General features: G+C 74.0%; 11 protein-coding genes. 5 read left to right on the top strand and 6 right to left on the bottom strand.

The window, feature by feature from the left end; translation table 11 throughout:
- The first annotated feature begins 62 nt into the window (after positions 1–62).
- Positions 63–1,112, top strand: coding sequence for a LacI family DNA-binding transcriptional regulator (locus ACZ6WH_RS14990; RefSeq protein WP_469728633.1), 1,050 nt, complete (start codon positions 63–65; stop codon positions 1,110–1,112).
- Between the two features lie 42 nt (positions 1,113–1,154).
- Here the strand turns inward: ACZ6WH_RS14990 and ACZ6WH_RS14985 are convergent, their stop codons facing one another.
- On the bottom strand, positions 1,155–1,286 hold the full coding sequence (locus ACZ6WH_RS14985) for a hypothetical protein (protein WP_469728631.1): 132 nt from the start codon (positions 1,284–1,286) through the stop codon (positions 1,155–1,157).
- A 99-nt stretch (positions 1,287–1,385) separates the two neighbouring features.
- Between ACZ6WH_RS14985 and ACZ6WH_RS14980 the strand changes: the two genes are divergently transcribed.
- Complete coding sequence (locus ACZ6WH_RS14980) at positions 1,386–2,777, top strand: condensation domain-containing protein (RefSeq protein WP_469728629.1); 1,392 nt, start codon at positions 1,386–1,388, stop codon at positions 2,775–2,777.
- On the opposite strand, the gene ACZ6WH_RS14975 is transcribed toward ACZ6WH_RS14980, so the two are convergent.
- Positions 2,752–3,294 carry a sugar nucleotide-binding protein gene (locus ACZ6WH_RS14975; RefSeq protein ID WP_469728627.1) on the bottom strand — a complete coding sequence of 181 codons (543 nt, stop codon included), beginning with the start codon at positions 3,292–3,294 and terminating at the stop codon, positions 2,752–2,754. The genes ACZ6WH_RS14980 and ACZ6WH_RS14975 overlap by 26 nt on opposite strands.
- Positions 3,291–3,785: an NAD-dependent epimerase/dehydratase family protein gene (locus tag ACZ6WH_RS14970; RefSeq protein ID WP_469728625.1), complete on the bottom strand. Its 495-nt coding sequence runs from the start codon at positions 3,783–3,785 to the stop codon at positions 3,291–3,293. The genes ACZ6WH_RS14975 and ACZ6WH_RS14970 overlap by 4 nt, the downstream gene beginning before the upstream one ends.
- 123 nt (positions 3,786–3,908) lie before the next feature.
- On the opposite strand from ACZ6WH_RS14970, the gene ACZ6WH_RS14965 reads away from it, so the two are divergent.
- From ACZ6WH_RS14965 to ACZ6WH_RS14955, 3 genes are all read left to right on the top strand, one after another.
- Positions 3,909–4,451 carry an enterochelin esterase domain-containing protein gene (locus tag ACZ6WH_RS14965; RefSeq protein ID WP_469728623.1) on the top strand — a complete coding sequence of 181 codons (543 nt, stop codon included), beginning with the start codon at positions 3,909–3,911 and terminating at the stop codon, positions 4,449–4,451.
- A 102-nt stretch (positions 4,452–4,553) separates the two neighbouring features.
- Positions 4,554–14,135, top strand: coding sequence for a condensation domain-containing protein (locus ACZ6WH_RS14960; RefSeq protein WP_469728621.1), 9,582 nt, complete (start codon positions 4,554–4,556; stop codon positions 14,133–14,135).
- Between the two features lie 53 nt (positions 14,136–14,188).
- Complete coding sequence (locus ACZ6WH_RS14955; RefSeq protein ID WP_469728619.1) at positions 14,189–14,917, top strand: 3-keto-5-aminohexanoate cleavage protein; 729 nt, start codon at positions 14,189–14,191, stop codon at positions 14,915–14,917.
- A gap of 46 nt (positions 14,918–14,963) precedes the next feature.
- On the opposite strand, the gene ACZ6WH_RS14950 is transcribed toward ACZ6WH_RS14955, so the two are convergent.
- From ACZ6WH_RS14950 to ACZ6WH_RS14940, 3 genes are read right to left on the bottom strand one after another with little or no spacing between them, the layout of a single operon-like run.
- Complete coding sequence (locus ACZ6WH_RS14950) at positions 14,964–15,635, bottom strand: TetR/AcrR family transcriptional regulator (RefSeq protein WP_469728617.1); 672 nt, start codon at positions 15,633–15,635, stop codon at positions 14,964–14,966.
- On the bottom strand, positions 15,632–15,826 hold the full coding sequence (locus tag ACZ6WH_RS14945) for a ferredoxin (RefSeq protein WP_469728615.1): 195 nt from the start codon (positions 15,824–15,826) through the stop codon (positions 15,632–15,634). Before ACZ6WH_RS14945 ends, ACZ6WH_RS14950 begins: the two co-directional genes overlap by 4 nt.
- Positions 15,827–15,865: 39 nt before the next feature.
- Positions 15,866–17,089: a cytochrome P450 gene (locus ACZ6WH_RS14940; protein WP_469728613.1), complete on the bottom strand. Its 1,224-nt coding sequence runs from the start codon at positions 17,087–17,089 to the stop codon at positions 15,866–15,868.
- Between the last annotated feature and the right edge of the window lie 167 nt (positions 17,090–17,256).

Below are 17,256 nucleotides of genomic sequence, written 5' to 3'. Positions count from 1 at the left end.
AATCCCTCAAGCAACCCTCAGTTGTCCCTCAAAAACCCCTCACCGCCTCGCAAGGATCCGCCATGGCACACCCCTATCCGATCCGTGAGATCGCCCGGCAGGCCGGGCTGAGCGAAGCCACCGTCGACCGCGTGCTGCACAACAGGGGCGGCGTACGGGAGAACACCGCGCGCGAGGTGCGGCAGGCCATCGAGGACCTGGACCGGCAGCGGACCCAGGTACGGATCGGCGGCCGCACGTTCATGATCGACATCGTGATGCAGTCGCCGGCGCGGTTCTCGTCGGCGGTGCGCACCGCCCTGGAGGCCGAACTGCCCGCGCTGCGCCCCGCCGTGGTGCGCTCGCGCTTCCACTTCCGCGAGACCGGTCCGGTGAGCGAGCTGGTCGCCACGCTGGACAGGATCGCCAAGCGTGGCAGCCAGGGCGTCGTGCTCAAGGCGCCGGACGTCCCGGAAGTGGCGGCGGCCGTCGGCCGGCTGGCCGCCGCGGGCATCCCCGTCGTCACGCTCGTCACGGACCTGCCCGGCAGCGCGCGCCGCGCGTACGTGGGGATCGACAACCGGGCCGCCGGGACCACCGCCGCCTACCTCGTCGGCCAGTGGCTCGGTGACCGGCCCGGCAACGTCCTCACCACCATCAGCCGCGGCTTCTTCCGGGGCGAGGAGGAGCGCGAGATGGGCTTCCGCAGCGCCATGCGCAGCACCCAGCCGCACCGCACGCTGGTGGAGGTCACCGGCAGCGACGGCCTGGACGCCACCCAGCGGGACCTGGTCCTCGCGGCACTCGAACGCGATCCGGCCATCACGGCGGTCTACTCGATGGGCGGCGGCAACGCCGCGACCGTGGATGCCTTCGAGGACCTCGGCCGGGAGTGCGCCGTCTTCATCGCCCACGACCTCGACCAGGACAACACCCGGCTGCTGCGCGAGCGCCGCATCTCCGCCGTGCTCCACCACGACCTGCGGCAGGACGTCCGTCGCGCCTGCCAGACCGTGATGCGCGCGCACGGCGCCCTGCCGCCCGAAGGCGCCTTTCCGCCCGCCACGATCCAGATCGTGACGCCCTTCAACATGCCGCCGGCGGCGGCGGCCGGCCCGCGGGACGGCGCCTGAGGGCGGGTACCGGTACGGCCCGGCCGGTGCCTCAGCCCCGGGTCACAGCGCCGCGTCCCGGTGCGTGGGCCGGCCGTCGACGACGGTGAGCAGGACGGGCAGCGCGGCGAGGCCGGTGTCGGCGACGGGGAGCGGGTCGTCGGCGAAGGCGGTCGGGTCGGCGCGGTACCCCATGTCAGGGCGGCCACCTAGGCGCCGGGCCCGTCGGCGCTCTCTTCCCCCCTCGGAGGATCATGTTAGGTTAGGCTTACCTTACTGAGATCGGGGTGGGTCATGTCGATACCGGAACCGCTCGCCGGCGCGTCATGCGTCCCGTCGTCCGCGTGCCCCCGCGCCCTGCCGCTCACCGCGGCCCAGCGCGAGGTGTGGGACGCGCGGTACGGCCCCGACGGTCCGGCACACCAGAGCGCCGAGTACCGGGAGATCCTCGGCCCGCTGGAGCCGCGCCTGTTCGCGCAGGCCCTCCAGCGCACGGTCGGCGAGGCGAGCGCGCTGCGCATGCGGTTCTTCGCCACCGCCGACGGCCCCCGGCAGTGCGCGCTCGTCATCGAGGCGCCGGGCAAGGGCTTCCCCCTGTACCGCGCCGATCTGCGCGACCGGCCGGACCCGGAAGCCGAGGCGCACGCCTGGATGGCGGAGGACCTGCAACGCCCCTTCCCGCAGGGCGGACCGCTCTTCCGGTACGCCCTGTTCCGGGTCGGGGAGGACCGCTGGCTGTGGTACCGGCGCGTCCACCACCTCGTCATGGACGACTTCGGGCGCGGCCTCCTCGTCCGGCGGACCGCCGAGGTGTACGACGCGCTCGCCGCCGGTCTGCGCCCGCCGGACAGCCCCTTCGGCCGGCTCTCGGCGCTGCTCGCGGACGAGGCGGCGTACCGCGCGTCCGACCAGTACACGGCCGACCGGGTCCATTGGTCCGCCACCCTGGGCGACCGCCCCGCGCCGCCCGTGCTCGCGGGCCGCACCGTGCCGCCCGCCCGCACCGCCCTCCGCGACAGCGTGGCCGTACCCGGTCATCTCGTCCGGAGAATCCGGCAGTTGACCGCCGGGCTGGACGCCACCCGGGCCGAGGTCCTCACCGCGGCACTGGGGCTGCACGTCGCGCGGACCACCGGCGCGGCCGACGTCGTACTCGGCGTGCCGATGCCGGGCCGCACCGGGCCGACGGCGCTGAGCGTCCCCGGCGTGCTGCGCAACGTCCTCCCGCTGTGTCTGACGGTGCGTCCGCACGACACCTTCGCGACGCTGATCCGGCAGACCGTCCTCGGCCTGCGGGCCGCCCGGCGCCACCAGCGCTACCCGCTGGCGGACCTCCGGCGCGACCTCGGACGCGGCGCCACGGGGCCGGCCCTGGTGGGTCCGCTGATCGCCGAGCGGGAGCCCGGTGACGGCCTCACTCTCGCGGGCGCGCCCGCCCTCGCGCACCCCCTCACCGACGGGCCCGTACACGACCTCGCCTTCACCGTCGGCGCCGACGGCGGCGCTTCGGGGCCGCGCATCGACTGCGCCGCCCACCCGGGGCTCTACACGGCGGCGCGCCTGCGTACGCATGTGGCGGGCCTGTTCGATGTGCTGGCGGAGTGCGGCCCGCACACACCGCTCGGTGTGCCGGGCCGCGCCGCCCACGACGGCCGGCCGCTCAGCGGTGCCCGCGCGCACCGCTGACGGCGGGTGCCGGGCGGGGCCCGCCGGCTGCCCGCCCGCCCGGCGTACTGCCCAGCGCGTAGAGCCGCTCGGCCACGTCGCACACCCAGTCCGGTGCCCGGCAGCCGCCGTCGGGGTGCCGTCGCGGGGTGCCCGGCGCGGTGTCCGGCAGCTCCTCGTGCACCACGGTGCGGCCGTGCGCCGCGTACAGCGATGTCGTGCACAGCGTCCGGCCGGCGGCCAGGTGCAGCAGGCAGGCATCGAGCCGGCCGCAGGCGCGGGCGAGCACCCGCAGGGCGTCGAGGTCGCCGCGGACGGCACGCGGGCCGGCGGGCATCTCACCCGTGCCGTGCCGGGCGTCGCAGTGCGCGACGACGGCGGGTCGTGTGCGCAGCAGGGTGGACTGCACGGCCGCCGCGTCGCCGAGGTCGAGGTCGTCCCGGCCCAGCGGCAGGAACCGCTGGCCGTTCGCGCGCAGCAGCGCGCACAGCCTGCGGCCGACCTCGCCGTCGGCGCCCGTCACCAGCCAGCAGCTCATCGTGCGCCTCCCGAGCGGCCGCACTCGGCGAGCAGCCGTCCGGTCAGCTCGGCGGCGGTCAGTTCGGCCCCGTCGCCGAGGTCGTGCACCTCACCGGCCGCGCCGCCGTCGAGTGTCAGCCGCAGCGCCCGGTAGTGGTCGTAGACGTAGACGAACCGTGTCACCCCGGCGTGCACGGCCGACTGGAGGAGGGTGCGGGTGCCCGGCAGGTCGACGGAGGCGGCGCGGGCCGCGTCGGGTTCCTCGGCGAGGTGGACGACCAGCTCGTGGTGGCGCATCAACTCCTGGATCAGCGGCCGGTCGTGGAGGTCGCCGGGCACGTGGTCGATGCAGCTGCGGCCGGCGAAGGGGGGCGGCCCGGCGGTGCCGGTGCCGGCGGACGGGTCGAGCACGGTGACGGCGCGTGGGGTGCTGACGGGGGTGGTGGACAGTAGTGCCCTGAGAAAGGGCGAGCCGGTGAATCCGGCGCGGCCGGTGACGAGCAGACGCATGGGCGGCCTCCGGGGGCGGGGCAAATCCGTGTGACCAATAAAGTTAGCTTAGGCTAACCTAAGTAAACATGGTCGCGGCGGGGCGGTCACAGGGGCCGCCCGCCGCTCAGGAAAGCGGGAAAGATGTACGTCCTCGTCGGCCCCGACGCTCAGGACTCGCGGCCGTTCCGCACGGCCGGACCCTGCGTCGAACGCCTCGCCGCCCGGCTCGCCACCGCCACCGAAGCCGAACGCGGAACCCTGCTCGCCGAATTCTGGGCGGACGCCGAGCGGCGCGGCACGCCCCTGGTCGAAGAGGCCGCCGGGGAGGCCGGTGACCGCGCGGTGACGTTCCTCTGGCGCGGCCACCGGGTCACCGGTCAGGTGCTGCTGCTCGCCGACGGCCTCACCGACCGCGACGACCTCACTTCCTCCCTGCTGGACCGGCTGCCCGGTACCGACGTCTGGCACCTGACGTACCTGCTGCGCGCCGGCAGTCGCGGGTCGTACAAGCTGGCCGCCGACATCTCGCCCGGCGGCCCACCCGCCGACCCCCGCCGCCTCCGGCAGCGGTTGCGGGCCCTGTGCGTGTTCGCCGACGCCGACCCGCTCAACAGGCGTACGGCCGAGGTGGGCTGGGGAGCGGAGGACGGTTCCGGCTACGTCCTGCCCGGCGGGGCCGAGTAGCGCGGCACTCCTTCCGCCGGGTCGACTGTCCGACAAGCTGACCTGACGTGTCGTCAGCACGGGTGCCCGACCAATCCGTGGTTGCCCCTCTATCGTGCGCTCATGACTCAAGCGCCCGATTGCGACCTCCGTGACCGGATCGCCCTCATCGGCATCGGCTGCCGACTGCCCGGACACGCCAACGATCACCGGGCGTTCTGGCGGAACCTCGCGGAGGGCCGGGACTGCATCGTCCCGACCCCTGCGGACCGGTACGACATCACCACGCTGCGCAGCCGGGACCGGGCAAAGCCCGGCCGGCTGGTCGGCGGCCGCGGCGGATACATCGACGGCTTCGACGAGTTCGACCCGGAGTTCTTCGGCATCAGCCCCCGCGAGGCCGCGCACCTGGACCCGCAGCAGCGCAAGCTCCTGGAGGTCACCTGGGAGGCCCTGGAGGACGGCGGACAGCCGCCGGCCGGCCTCGCGGGCCGCGACGTCGGCGTGTTCATCGGCGCTTTCACGGCGGACTACAACGTGCTGCACTTCTCCGACCTGGACTTCGTGGGCACGCACACCGCCACCGGCACCATGATGACGATGGTGTCGAACCGCATTTCGCACGCCTTCGACTTCCGCGGCCCCAGCGTCACCCTCGACACCGCCTGCAGCTCCTCCCTGGTGGCCCTCCACCTCGCCCGGCAGAGCCTGTTGCGCGGCGAGACCGACCTCGCGCTGGCCGGCGGCACACTGCTGCACTGCGCCCCGCAGTACACCGTCGCCGAGACCAAGGGCGGCTTCCTCTCCGTCGACGGCCGCTCGCGCGCCTTCGACGCGTCGGCGGACGGCTACGTCCGTGCCGAGGGCGTCGGCGTGGTGGCACTGAAACGGCTGGCCGACGCGGTGCGGGACGGCGATCCCGTGCACGCGGTGGTGCTCGGCAGCGGCGTGAACCAGGACGGCCGGACCAACGGCATCACCGTGCCGCGCGAGGACGCGCAGGTCACCCTGGTCCGGCGGGTGTGCGCCGAGGCCGGCGTCGAACCCGGCAGCCTCCAGTACGTCGAGGCGCACGGTACGTCCACCCCCGTCGGCGACCCCGTCGAGGCCCACGCGCTCGCCCGCGTCCTGGCCACCGGACGCCCGCCCGGCGCACCGTGCTACGTCGGCTCCGTCAAGACCAACATCGGGCACAGCGAGTCCGCGGCCGGCATCGCCGGACTGATCAAGACGGTACTGGCCCTGAAGCACCGTCAGATTCCGCCGCACCTCAACCTGGAGCGGCTCAACCCCGCCATCGACGCGGCCGCGCTGCCCTTCGGGATCCCGGACCGGCTGGTCGACTGGCCCGCGCACGACGGTCCGGCCCGGGCCGGCGTCAACTCCTTCGGCTTCGGCGGCACCAACGCCCACGTCCTGCTGGAGGAACCGCCGCACGAGCCGCCCCCGGCACCCCGGACGCCGCGGAACCACCCCACCATCCTGCCGCTGAGCGCACGCCACCCCGACGGGCTGCGCGACCTCGCGGCCGGCCTCCGCGCCGAACTCTCCGGCACGCCCGGCACCCCGCCCCCGCTCGCCGACATCGGCCACACCCTCGCCCACCGCCGCGAACACCACGAGCACCGGCTCGCGGTGGTGTACTCCCCGGACGCCCCCGGCACGCTGGACGAGGCGCTCGCCGCGTACGAGCGGGGAGAGCCGCACCCGCGGGTGCTGACCGGCCGCCGACGGGAGCGCCAACAACGCCGCACCGCCTGGGTGTTCACCGGAATGGGCCCGCAGTGGTGGGGCATGGGACGCCGTCTCCTCGCCACCGAACCGGTGTACCGGGCCGCCGTCGAAGCCTGCGACCGGGAAATCCGGGAACAGGCCGGCTGGTCCCTGCTCGACGAACTGGCCGCGGACGAGACCGCGTCGAGAATGGGCGGGACCTGGCTCGCCCAGCCCGCCAACTTCGCGCTCCAGACCGGCCTCGCCGCACTCTGGCGCAGTTACGGCGTACGCCCCGACGCCGTGGTCGGACACAGCACCGGAGAGGTCGCCGCCTGCTACGAAGCCGGCGTGTACAGCCTCCCCGAGGCCGTCAAGATCATCCTGCACCGCAGCCGCCTCCAGCACCGGCTGACCGGCACCGGCACCATGCTCGCCGTCGGACTGACGGAGGCGGAGGCGGCACGCAGGATCCGCCCGCTGCGCGGCCTGGTGTCGGTGGCGGCGGTCAACAGCCCCACCGGCGTCACGCTCTCCGGCGACACGGACGCGCTCCGCGACCTCGCGGCCGGCCTCGAACGGGAGCAGCTCTTCGCCCGTTTCCTGTCGGTCGACGTCCCGTACCACAGCGTGCGGATGGACCCGGTCCGGGACGAGCTGCTGGACGGCCTGGCGGACCTCAAGCCGCGTACGGCCGAGCTGCCGCTGTACCTGACCGCGCGGACCGGCGTCGCGTCCGGCGAGGAACTGGACGCCGCCTACTGGTGGGAGAACGTCCGCGCGCCCGTCCGCTTCCGGGCCGCCGTCGACCGGCTGGCCGACGACGGCCACCGCGTCTTCCTGGAGGTCGGGCCGCACCCGGTGCTCGGGCACTCGATCACCGAATGCCTCGCGGCCAAGGGCGTCGAAGGCCGCACGCTCGCCTCGCTGCACCGCCGGGAGGACGAGCCGGAACGGTTCCTGCGGACCCTCGCCGAGCTGCACACCCTCGGCGCGGAGCCGGACTGGCACGTCCTCCAGCCGGCCGGCCGCCCGGTCCCGCTGCCGCGCTACCCCTGGCGCCGGGACCGGTACTGGGCCGAGCCCGAAGGCACCGCGCGGCTCCGGCTCGGCCACCGCGACCACCCGCTGCTGGGCCGCCGCGCCGCACACGCCCGGACCGCCTGGGAGGCCCGGCTCGACACCGAGCAGCTGCCCTACCTGGCCGACCACCGGATCCAGGGCAACGCCGTCTTCCCCGCCGCCGGTTACCTGGAGATGGCGGCGCAGGCGGTACGGACGATGACCGGCGGCGCCCCGGTCGCACTGGCCGACATCCGGCTCGCCAAGGCCCTCTTCCTCGACGACGCACGTCCGGCCGCCGTCCAGTTCTCCTTCGACCCCGACAGCGCCGCCTTCACCGCCGCCACGGCCCAGGGGGAGACCGGCCGCACCGTCCACGCCACCGGCGTGGTCCGCACCGGCCAGCGGCGCGCTCCCGGCCCCGCACTCGACCCCGCGGCGGTCCGCGCCCGCACCCGTCACCACCTCTCCGGCGCCGAGTGCTACGCCGCACTGGCCGGCCAGGGCTACCAGTACGGCCCCGCCTTCCAGGGCATCGAAGACGTCTGGACCGGCCCCGACGAGGCGCTCGCCCGCATCCGGCCGCCGGACGGGCTCATCCGCGGGCCGGCCCCGGACCACTGCCACCCCGCCCTGCTCGACGCCGCGTTCCAGACCCTCCTGACCACCGTCCTGGAAACGGACGACCGGACGACCGGAGGAATCCGGCTGCCGCTCTCGATCGCCGAGGTACGCCTCGACCCCGTCGGCGACGGGCCGCTCTGGGCGCACGCCACCCTCACCCGGCGGGACGACACGCAGATCACCGGCGACCTCGCGCTGTACGCCGACGACGGCACACCGCTCGGCCGCGTCACCGGCCTCCGCGCGGTGGACGTCGACCGCGCCGCGGCCGTCGGGGGACCCGCCACTCCCGACAACTGGCTCACCGAGATCGTCTGGACCGACAGCCCACCACCGGCGGACACCACCGCACCGCCCGAAGCGCTGCTCCTGCTCGCCGACTCCGGCACCGTCGCCGAGGAGCTGGCCGCACTGGCCCGGGAAAACGGGGCCCGCTGCCACCTCGTACGGCCGGGCACCCGGTACGCGCACGGTCCGGACGAGTCCACCGTACGGCCGGACGCCGACGACGACCTGCCGCGCCTCTTCGACGACCTCGACGCCCGCTTCGACGCCGTCGTCCACCTGTGGAACCTGGACCAGCCACCGCTCGCCGACAGCACCGGGGCCGACCTGGCGCGATGCCGCGACCTCGGCGCCCGCTCGCTGGTCCGCCTCGCCCAGCTGCTGCCCGCCGCGCAGCCCGGCGCCCGGCTGCACATCGTCACCCGCGGCACGCAGGCAGCGGCCGACGGCGACCCGGTCGAACCGCTGGGCGCCGCGGCCTGGGGCGTCGGCCGGGTCCTGTGGCAGCAGGAACTCACCGACCGGCGCGGCAAACTGATCGACCTCCCGGCCCACCGCACCACGGGGGACGCCGCGGCGCTCTGGCGCGAACTCGGCACCGCGGGGGAGGAGGAGATCGCGCTGCGCGGCGACCGCCGCCGCACCGGCCGGCTCCGGCCCGCCGCCGGCCTCACCCGCCCGCTGCCCCTGCGGCTGCGCCCCGACGGCTGCTACCTGGTGACCGGCGCGTTCGGCGCCCTCGGCCAGGTGCTCTGCCGCACCCTGGTGGAACGCGGCGCGCGGCGGCTGATCCTCGTGGGCCGTACGCCGCTGCCCGACCGCACCCAGTGGCACGGCATCGACCCCGGCAGCACCGCCGGCCAGCGCGTCGCCTTCGTACGCGAGCTGGAGGCACTCGGCGCCCAGCCGCTCCCGGTCGCGCTCGACATCACCGACGAGACCGCGCTCGCGGACTGGCTCGCCGACCACCGCGGCCGGCAGCTGCCGCCCGTCCGCGGCGTCTTCCACCTGGCCGGCGAGGTCAGGGACGCGCTCGTGCCGCAGATGGACCGGGAGGCGTTCGACGCCGCGTACGCCCCCAAGGTGGCCGGCGGCCGCCACCTCCACCACTGCCTCCGTGACGAGCCCCTCGACCACTTCGTCCTCTTCGGCTCCGTCGCCGCCCTGCTGACCACCGCGGGCCAGACCAACTACGCGGCCGGCAACGCCTTCCTGGACGCGCTGGCCCACCACCGCCGCGCCCAGGGACTGCCCGCGCTCAGCCTGGCCTGGGGCCCCTGGGACGCCGGGATGATCGAGGAGCGCGGCCTCGCCGAGCACTACCGCACCGCACGCGGCATGAGCCCGCTCGCCCCCGCCGCCGGCATGGCCGTACTGGAACGCACCATCGGCCAGGAGCGGGCACACCTGGCCGTCACCACGGTCACCGACTGGCGGACCGCGGCGGCCTGGTACCCCGCACCGCCCCCGCTGATCGCGGACCTGGTGGCGGACGCCGCCGCGGCGCCGGCCGGCACGGCGCGCGGCACCTTCCTGGACGCCTTCCGCGCAGCACCGGACGAACTGGCCCGGCGGCACCTGGTCGCCGAACGTTTCGGCGAGCTGGTCGCGACCGTACTGGGCGTGCCGCAGGACCGGATCGACCCGGCCGCCGGACTGCTCGCGCTGGGCCTGGACTCCCTGCTGGCGATGGAGCTGCGGGCCAGGACGGACACCGAACTGGGCGTCGCCCTCCCGGTGGTGGCCCTGCTCAGCGGGGAGCCGGTCACGGAGCTGGCCGCCCGGCTGTACGAGGGTCTGGCGGCGGCCGGTGTGGCCGAGCCCGCCCCCGCGGCCGAGTCCGCCTCCGCCGTCGAGCTGCCCGTGGCGGGCGCGGGGGAGGGGCGGACGGAAGAGAAGCGGACCGAGGAGGGGCGGACCGAGGAGGGGCGGACCGAGGAGCAGCGGACTGATGAGGAGCGGGCCGAGGAGGAGTACCCCCTCACGCACAACCAGAAGGCGTTGTGGTTCCTGAAGGAGCTGGACCCGGACGCGCACGCCTACAACATCGGCGGCGCGCTGACTGTCCACGGCGAGCTGGACCCGGAGCTGGTGTTCACCGCCTTCCGCACCCTCCTGGCACGCCACCCCGCGTTGCGGACCACGTTCGTGCGGAAGGAGGGCCGGCCCGTGCAGCGGATCTCGCCGGACGTGCGCGCCGACACGGCCCTGTTCGACGTGCGCGGCGAGGACGAGGACGCCGTCCGGCGGCGGATGATCGAGGAGTACCGGCGGCCGTACGACCTCACGAGTGACCCGCTGATCCGGCTGCGGCTCTACCACGCCGGACCGGACCGCTGGATCCTCCTGAAGGCCGTCCACCACATCGTCTCCGACGCCCAGTCCATCTTCACCTTCGTCGAGGAGCTCTTCGAGGTCTACGACGCGCTGCGCACCGGCAGACCGGCCGTGCTCGCGCCGCTGCCCGCGCGGTACCCGGACTTCCTGAGCCGGCAGGATCGGCTGCTCGCCGGGCCCGAGGCGGAGCGGATGCTGGACTACTGGCGCGGCCATCTGCCGGAGCGGATTCCCGACCTGGAACTGCCCACGGACCGGCCGCGTCCGGCGGTGGCCACCCACAACGGCGCGTCGGAGTCCTTCGAGATCGACGCCGGACTCGGCGCACGGGTGCACGCGCTGTCGCGCCGCCACGACGTCACGCCCTTCATGGTGCTGCTCAGCGCGTACTACCTGCTGCTGCACCGCTACTCGGGCCAGGACGACATCGTGGTCGGCAGTCCGGTCAGCGGGCGTACCCGCGAGGAGTTCGCGCCGGTCTACGGCTACTTCGTCAACCCGCTGCCGCTGCACGTCGGCATGGCCGGCTACCCCTCTGTCGCCGACCTGCTGGGCCGCACCCGCGACACGGTGCTGGGCGGGCTGGACAACCAGGAGTACCCGTTCGTCCTCCTCGTCGAGAAGCTCGGGCTGCCGCACGACGCCAGCCGCTCGGCGGTGTTCCAGACGATGTTCGCCCTGCTCACCGACCAGCTCGGCGACGAACTGGCGGGCCACCGCATTGAAAACCTCCAACTGCCGGACCAGGAAGGGCAGTTCGATCTGACCCTGGCCGCTTACGAATACCCGTCGGACGGCCGCTTCGAGTGCACCCTCAAATACAACACCGACCTGTTCGACGCGGCGACGGTGCGCCGGCTGGCCGGGCACTACCTGAACCTGCTGGACGCCCTCACCCGCGCCCCCGCCGAGGCGCCCGCCTGCGAACTGCCGCTCCTCGGCGCCGAGGAGCGGCAGCGCATCCTGACCCGGTGGAGCGGCAGCGACCGGACGGCCCGCCACGATCTGCCCGTCCACGAGACCATCGTGCTGCAGGCCGCCGAACACCCTGAGGCCGTCGCCGTCGTGGCCCCCACCGGCTCCGGCGACGCCCGCCGGCTGACCTACGCCGAGCTGGCCGACCGGTCCCGCGTCATGGCCCGGCAGCTGCGCGCACGGGGCGTCCGGGACGGCGCCGTGGTGGCCCTGCGGATGGCCAAGTCACCGGAGCTGATCGTCACGCTCCTCGCGGTCCTGCGGGCGGGCGGCTGCTACCTGCCCCTCGACCCCGGCCACCCCGCTGAGCGGCTGGACCGGCTGGTGACGGACGCCGGCGCCGTCCTGGTCGTCACCGACCGGCCCGCGGACCCCCGCCCCGCGATCCCTGGCCCCGCGAGCCCTGGCCCTACGAGCCCCGGCCCCGCGAGCCCTGGCCCCACGGTCACCACCCCCGACGAACTGGCGGCCCCCGGCGAACCGGCGGTCCCGGACGGGCTGTCGGTCCCGGACGGACTCGCGGTCCCAGGCGAACCGGCGGCCGGGGCGTCGGCCGACGTCACCCCCGAGCCCCGGGGCGGCCTGGACGCGCCCGCCTACCTCCTCCACACCTCCGGCTCCACCGGCCGCCCCAAGGCCGTACGCGTGACCCACCGCAACCTCGCCTCGGTGCAAGCCGCCTGGCACGCGGAGTACCGCCTGGCCGACGAGGCCCGCGTCCACCTGCAGATGGCCGGCCCGTGCTTCGACGTCTTCACCGGTGACGTGGTGCGCGCCCTCTGCTCCGGCGGCACCCTGCTCCTCGCCGACCGCGACCTGATCCTCGACACCGCACGGCTGTACCGGACCATGGTCACGGAGCGGGTGGACTGCGCCGAGTTCGTCCCGGCGGTCGCCCGCGCCCTGCTGAGCCACTGCGAACGGACCGGACAGCGGCTCGACTTCCTGCGCCTCCTCATCGTCGGTTCCGACACCTGGCGGGTCGGCGAACACCGGCGGCTGCACGCCCTGTGCGGGCCGGCGACCCGCCTGATCAATTCCTACGGTCTCACCGAGGCCACCATCGACAGCACCTGCTTCGAAGGGCCCGTGGACGGCCTCGACGCGGGCCTCACCGTCCCCATCGGCCGCCCCCTGCCCAACAGCGAGGCATACGTACTCGACCGCCACGGCGAACCGGTCCCGCCCGGCGTGACGGGCGACCTCTGGATCGGCGGCACCGGCGTCACGAGCGCCGGCGGCGACCTCATGAGCGAAGGCAGCGACATCGTGAGCGGCGGCACCGACGCCATGAGTGGCGGCACCGACGCCATGAGTGGCGGCCCCCTCTGCCGTACCGGCGACCTCGCCCGCTGGTCCGCCGACGGCACCCTCCACCTGATGGGCCGCGCGGACCGGCAGGTCAAGGTGCGCGGCCACCGTGTGGCCACCGGTGAGGTCGAGGCCCAGCTCGCGGACTGCGCCGCACTGCGCCAGATCCATGTGACGACCCGTCCCGCCGACGGCGGCGACCACGCCCTCTGCGCCTACTACGTACCGGCCGAGGGCGCGCGCCCCGACCGGACGGAGCTGCGCCGCCACCTCGCGGGCCGGCTCCCCGCCTACATGATCCCCTCCCACTTCGTGGAGCTCCCGGACCTGCCCCTCACGCCGAACGGCAAGCTCGACACCGACGCGCTCCCGGCCCCCGCACCCCCACCGGCCGACCGGGCCCCCGAACCGCCGGCCACCCCGTACGAGTCACGGATGGCGGAGCACTGGCGGACCGTGCTCGGCGGGCGAGAGGCCGGCCCGTCGGACGACTTCTTCGAGAGCGGCGGCAGCTCGCTCGCCCTCATCGAGCTGATCCACCACCTCCGTACCGATTACGCCGTCGAGATCCCCGTCGGCCGGCTGTTCACCGACACCACGCTGCGCGGCATGGCCCGCACGGTGCAGTGTGCGGTCACCGACAGCACCGCGGACACCGCCGACACCACGCCGTACGTCCGCTTCGGTCCCGAGGCGGATCCCGGACGCACCCTCTTCTGCTTTCCACCGGCCGGCGGCCACGGCCTGCTCTACCGCGAACTGGCGCCTCACCTGGGCGAGTTCAGCCTCATCGCACTCGACTACGTCCCCCGTCTCCCCGACGCCCTCGGAATCACCCGCTGCGCCGACCTGATCGAATCGCTCCAGCCTGCCGGCCCCTGCCCCCTCCTCGGCTACTCCCTCGGCGGCAACCTCGCCTTCGAAGTGGCCAAGGAGCTCGAACGCCGCGGCCGGGAGGTCCCCCAGCTGGTCCTGCTGGACTCCTACCGCTTCACCCATGCCGAACCGCTCGACGAAGCGGCCCTGTCCCGCTTCGAGAAGGACCTGCGTACCCAACTCTCCCGTCGGGACGGCACCGCTCCCGGCCCCGGCACCGAGGAAACCGTCGCCCAGGCCCTGGACTTCCTCGGCTTCTGCTGCCGCACCCCCAATCTCGGCACGATCACCGCCCCGATCACGGTGATCTCCGCCGAGGAGAGCGGACTGCCGTACGTACTCGGAAAACGGGCCGGCTGGGAGGAGAGTTCCCGCACCCGGTCGGTACGTATCGAGGGCTCCGGGACCCACGACACCCTGCTCGCCCCCGCCCACCTCGCCCACAACGCCGCCCTGGCCCGCGACGCGCTGACCCGCAATGCGCGGGCGGCGGCGGGCACGCACGGCGAAACCACCGCATGACCTCCTGTCCGCCCACGGCCCGCCCACGGGCGGGTGATGGCATAGTCGCGGCCATGTTGCAGGTATGCCTGAACGGGCCGCGGACGCGCGCGGAGCACCGGTCCCTGCCCGTGTCACCGAGCGAGCTGGCCGCGGAAGCCGCCCGGGCGGTGGCCGCGGGCGCTGCGGACATCCATCTGCATCCCAAGGACGCCGAGGGACGCGATGCCCTGGAGCCGCGCCTCGTCGCGGAGGCGGTCACCGCCGTACGCCGTGCCGTGCCGCGCGGCGTACGGATCGGCGTGACGACCGGCGCGTGGGCCGCCCCCGACCCGGGGGAGCGCGCGGCGCTGGTGCGCTCCTGGACGGTGCTGCCCGATCACGCGTCCGTGAACTGGCACGAGGACGGCGCCGAGCAGGTCACCGAGGCGCTCCTGGAGCGCGGAGTGGGGGTGGAGGCGGGCATCTTCTCGGGCACGGACGCGGCACGCCGCTTCTGCGCCTCACCCTTCGCGGGACGGACGCTGCGCGTACTCGCGGAGGTCACGGACACCGATGCGGCGACGGCCGAGCGGGTGGCCCTCGCCCTGCTGGCGGAGCTCGCCCCGGTCCGGCCGTCCCCGGTGCTGCTCCACGGCGAGGACGGCAGTGCGTGGCCCGTCCTGCGGGCGGCCGTCCGGCTGGGGCTGGACACCAGGGTCGGGCTGGAGGACGTCCTGGTCCTGCCCGACGGCACGGAAGCACCGGACAACGCCGCGCTCGTACGGGCAGCCCGGGAGACGGGGGCGGCCCGGAGACCGTAGGGGCCGTGCGCCGCCGGGCGGCCCGGCCCGTGACCGACGGGCCGGATCACCCCCGCCCGAGCAGTGCCGCCGAGAGGCCGCAGAGGGCGGTGATGAGATCCTCGCCCAGCTGCCGCCAGCGCTGTTCGGTCTCGGAGTGGTCGATCCGGCCGTTCGCCAGGTCGTGCTCCAGCTCGGCGAAGGCGTGCACGCTGAGCTGGCGCACCATCGCGTTGTGCCGCTGGAGCAGGCCGGGGTCGACGTCCTTGCGCCGCACCGCGCCGTACGTGTCCAGGATGCGGTGCGACGGGGTGTTCAGGTGCTCCTGTATCACGTACGCGCGCAGCGCCGGCTCGACGAGCGCCTGGGCGAAGAACCGGGCGCCCCAGGTCGGCCCCGGTGCCTCGATGTGGTGCTCGACACCCGGCATGATGAGGCACCCGAAGTGCTCCTCCAGGGACACCGTCCGGCCGCCGCCGAGCGCCTCGACCATCTCGATGCGGCGCTCCTCGATGACGTCCGTGTAGCTCGACAGGATCGCCTTGATGAGCTCGTCACGGCCGTTGAAGTGGTACTGCACGGCGGAGTTGTTGCGCTGGCCGGCCGCCTCGCTGATCTGCCGTACGGAGACGTTCGCGAAGCCCCTTTCGGCATAGAGCCGCTCCGCGGTGCGCATCAGCTTGTTGCGTGCGAGCACCGAGCGGGGGGACGGCGAGGCGGCCGGCGCGGTCGTCTTCATTCCGCGAGTCGGATGGCTCCGGTCGGGCACCCCGCGGCGGCGGCGCGCACGTCTTCGAAGTTCTCCGGCGACGGTGCCTCGTCCAGCAGCATCACGACACCGTCCTCCTCCCGCTGGTCGAACACCCGGTCGGCTCTGATCACGCACAACCCGCTGCCGCAGCACGCGTCCTGGTCCACGGTGATCTTCATGCTACCTCCTCGTTTCCCGCCGTCCGGTGGTGCGCCGCGTCACCACGTGACCCACAGTTCCTGCAGGCCACCGGCGGCCACCCCGTCGCGCTGGCGCAGCTGTTCAGGGGTGTCCCGCAGCCGCAGACCGGGCAGCCGTCGGACGAAGGTGTCCAGTACGACCTTCAGTTCCACGCGGGCCAGCGTCTGGCCGACGCAGAAGTGCGGCCCGGCACCGAAGGTGACGTGCTGGCTGTTGTTCTCGCGCCGCGGGTCGAAGTGGTCGGGCTCGGGGAACTTGCGTTCGTCCCGGTTGGCGGCGGCCAGGTTGACCAGCAGGCTGCTGCCCGTACCGACCGGCTCCCCGCCGACCTCGATGTCCTCGGTGATGAAGCGGGGGATGCCCACGCCGGCGATCGGGTCCATCCGCAGGGACTCCTCCACCGTGCCGGTGACCAGCTCCGGGTCGGCGACCACGGCCTCGTACCGCTCCCGCTCGGACAGCAGCAGCGCCGTCATCTTGAGGATCATGTTCGAGGTGGTCTCGTGCCCGGCGAGCAGCAGGCCGCGCGCGGTGGACACCAGCTCGTCGTGGCTGAGCCGGCCGTCCTCGCTGTCGGAGATCTGGGTCAGCTCGCTGAGCAGGTCGTCGCCGGGGTGGGCGCGCTTCTGCTCCACGAGGTCCGAGGCGTAGTCCAGGAACGCCTGCGATGCCTCGTCGACCTCCTGCTGCGAGTACTTGGTCAGCGTCAGCGCCACCTCGGACCAGTGCGCGAACTTGTCCTGGTCCTCGCTCGGCGCGCCCAGCAGCGCGCAGATGACCCGGACGGGCAGCGGCAGTGCCAGCTCCCGCCGGAGGTCAACCGGCGAGCCCTTGGCGAGCATGGCGTCGATCAGTTCGTCCGCCATCTCCTGGACGCGGGGCCGCCAGGCCTCCATCTTCTTCACGGTGAACGCCCGGCTGAGCAGCCGCCGCCACCGCTGGTGCCCGGGACCCTCCTGGATGTCGGCGGTGCCGGCGGTGGTCCGGCTGAACAGTCCGCCGTCCTCGGTGTTCGACAGGCGGGCCGCGCCCTTGCGGGACAGGTCGCGGCTGAAGCGCGGGTCGGCGAGCAGGGTGCGGACCTCGTCGTACCCGGTCAGCAGGCCCACGACGTCGCCGCTCGGCATCCGTACGTGGGAGACCGGGCACTTGGACCGGCTCTCGGCCCATTCGCGCGGCGGTTCCAGCACGTGGGGCTGGTCGAACGGGTAGTCAGGGATCGGTGTGGCCTCGTCGGTCATGGGGGGGCTCCTCCGGGCGTCGGCTTCCCGGCCACCGTAAGACGCGTGTCTTACTAAGACAATCGCCTTAAGTCGATTGGCCGATTCTGCATCCCCCGCCGTGGATCACGAATTGGTGTAGACCTTGTCCCCGCCCTTCGGCCGCCATATGCTCCACGCCAGTTGTG

The sequence above is a fragment of the Streptomyces sp. NPDC050806 genome, from assembly GCF_055586425.1.
The sequence above is the reverse complement of the archived record's forward strand: the minus strand, read 5'-3'. Positions and strand labels throughout refer to the sequence as shown.

Coding starts and splice junctions, on each gene's coding strand:
- ACZ6WH_RS14975 (WP_469728627.1), bottom strand. CDS start 3,294: ATGAGCTGCTGGCTGGTGACGGGCGCCGACGGCGAGGTCGGCCGCAGG.
- ACZ6WH_RS14960 (WP_469728621.1), top strand. CDS start 4,554: ATGACTCAAGCGCCCGATTGCGACCTCCGTGACCGGATCGCCCTCATC.
- ACZ6WH_RS14980 (WP_469728629.1), top strand. CDS start 1,386: ATGTCGATACCGGAACCGCTCGCCGGCGCGTCATGCGTCCCGTCGTCC.
- ACZ6WH_RS14970 (WP_469728625.1), bottom strand. CDS start 3,785: ATGCGTCTGCTCGTCACCGGCCGCGCCGGATTCACCGGCTCGCCCTTT.
- ACZ6WH_RS14950 (WP_469728617.1), bottom strand. CDS start 15,635: ATGAAGACGACCGCGCCGGCCGCCTCGCCGTCCCCCCGCTCGGTGCTC.
- ACZ6WH_RS14955 (WP_469728619.1), top strand. CDS start 14,189: ATGTTGCAGGTATGCCTGAACGGGCCGCGGACGCGCGCGGAGCACCGG.
- ACZ6WH_RS14985 (WP_469728631.1), bottom strand. CDS start 1,286: ATGGGGTACCGCGCCGACCCGACCGCCTTCGCCGACGACCCGCTCCCC.
- ACZ6WH_RS14940 (WP_469728613.1), bottom strand. CDS start 17,089: ATGACCGACGAGGCCACACCGATCCCTGACTACCCGTTCGACCAGCCC.
- ACZ6WH_RS14990 (WP_469728633.1), top strand. CDS start 63: ATGGCACACCCCTATCCGATCCGTGAGATCGCCCGGCAGGCCGGGCTG.
- ACZ6WH_RS14965 (WP_469728623.1), top strand. CDS start 3,909: ATGTACGTCCTCGTCGGCCCCGACGCTCAGGACTCGCGGCCGTTCCGC.
- ACZ6WH_RS14945 (WP_469728615.1), bottom strand. CDS start 15,826: ATGAAGATCACCGTGGACCAGGACGCGTGCTGCGGCAGCGGGTTGTGC.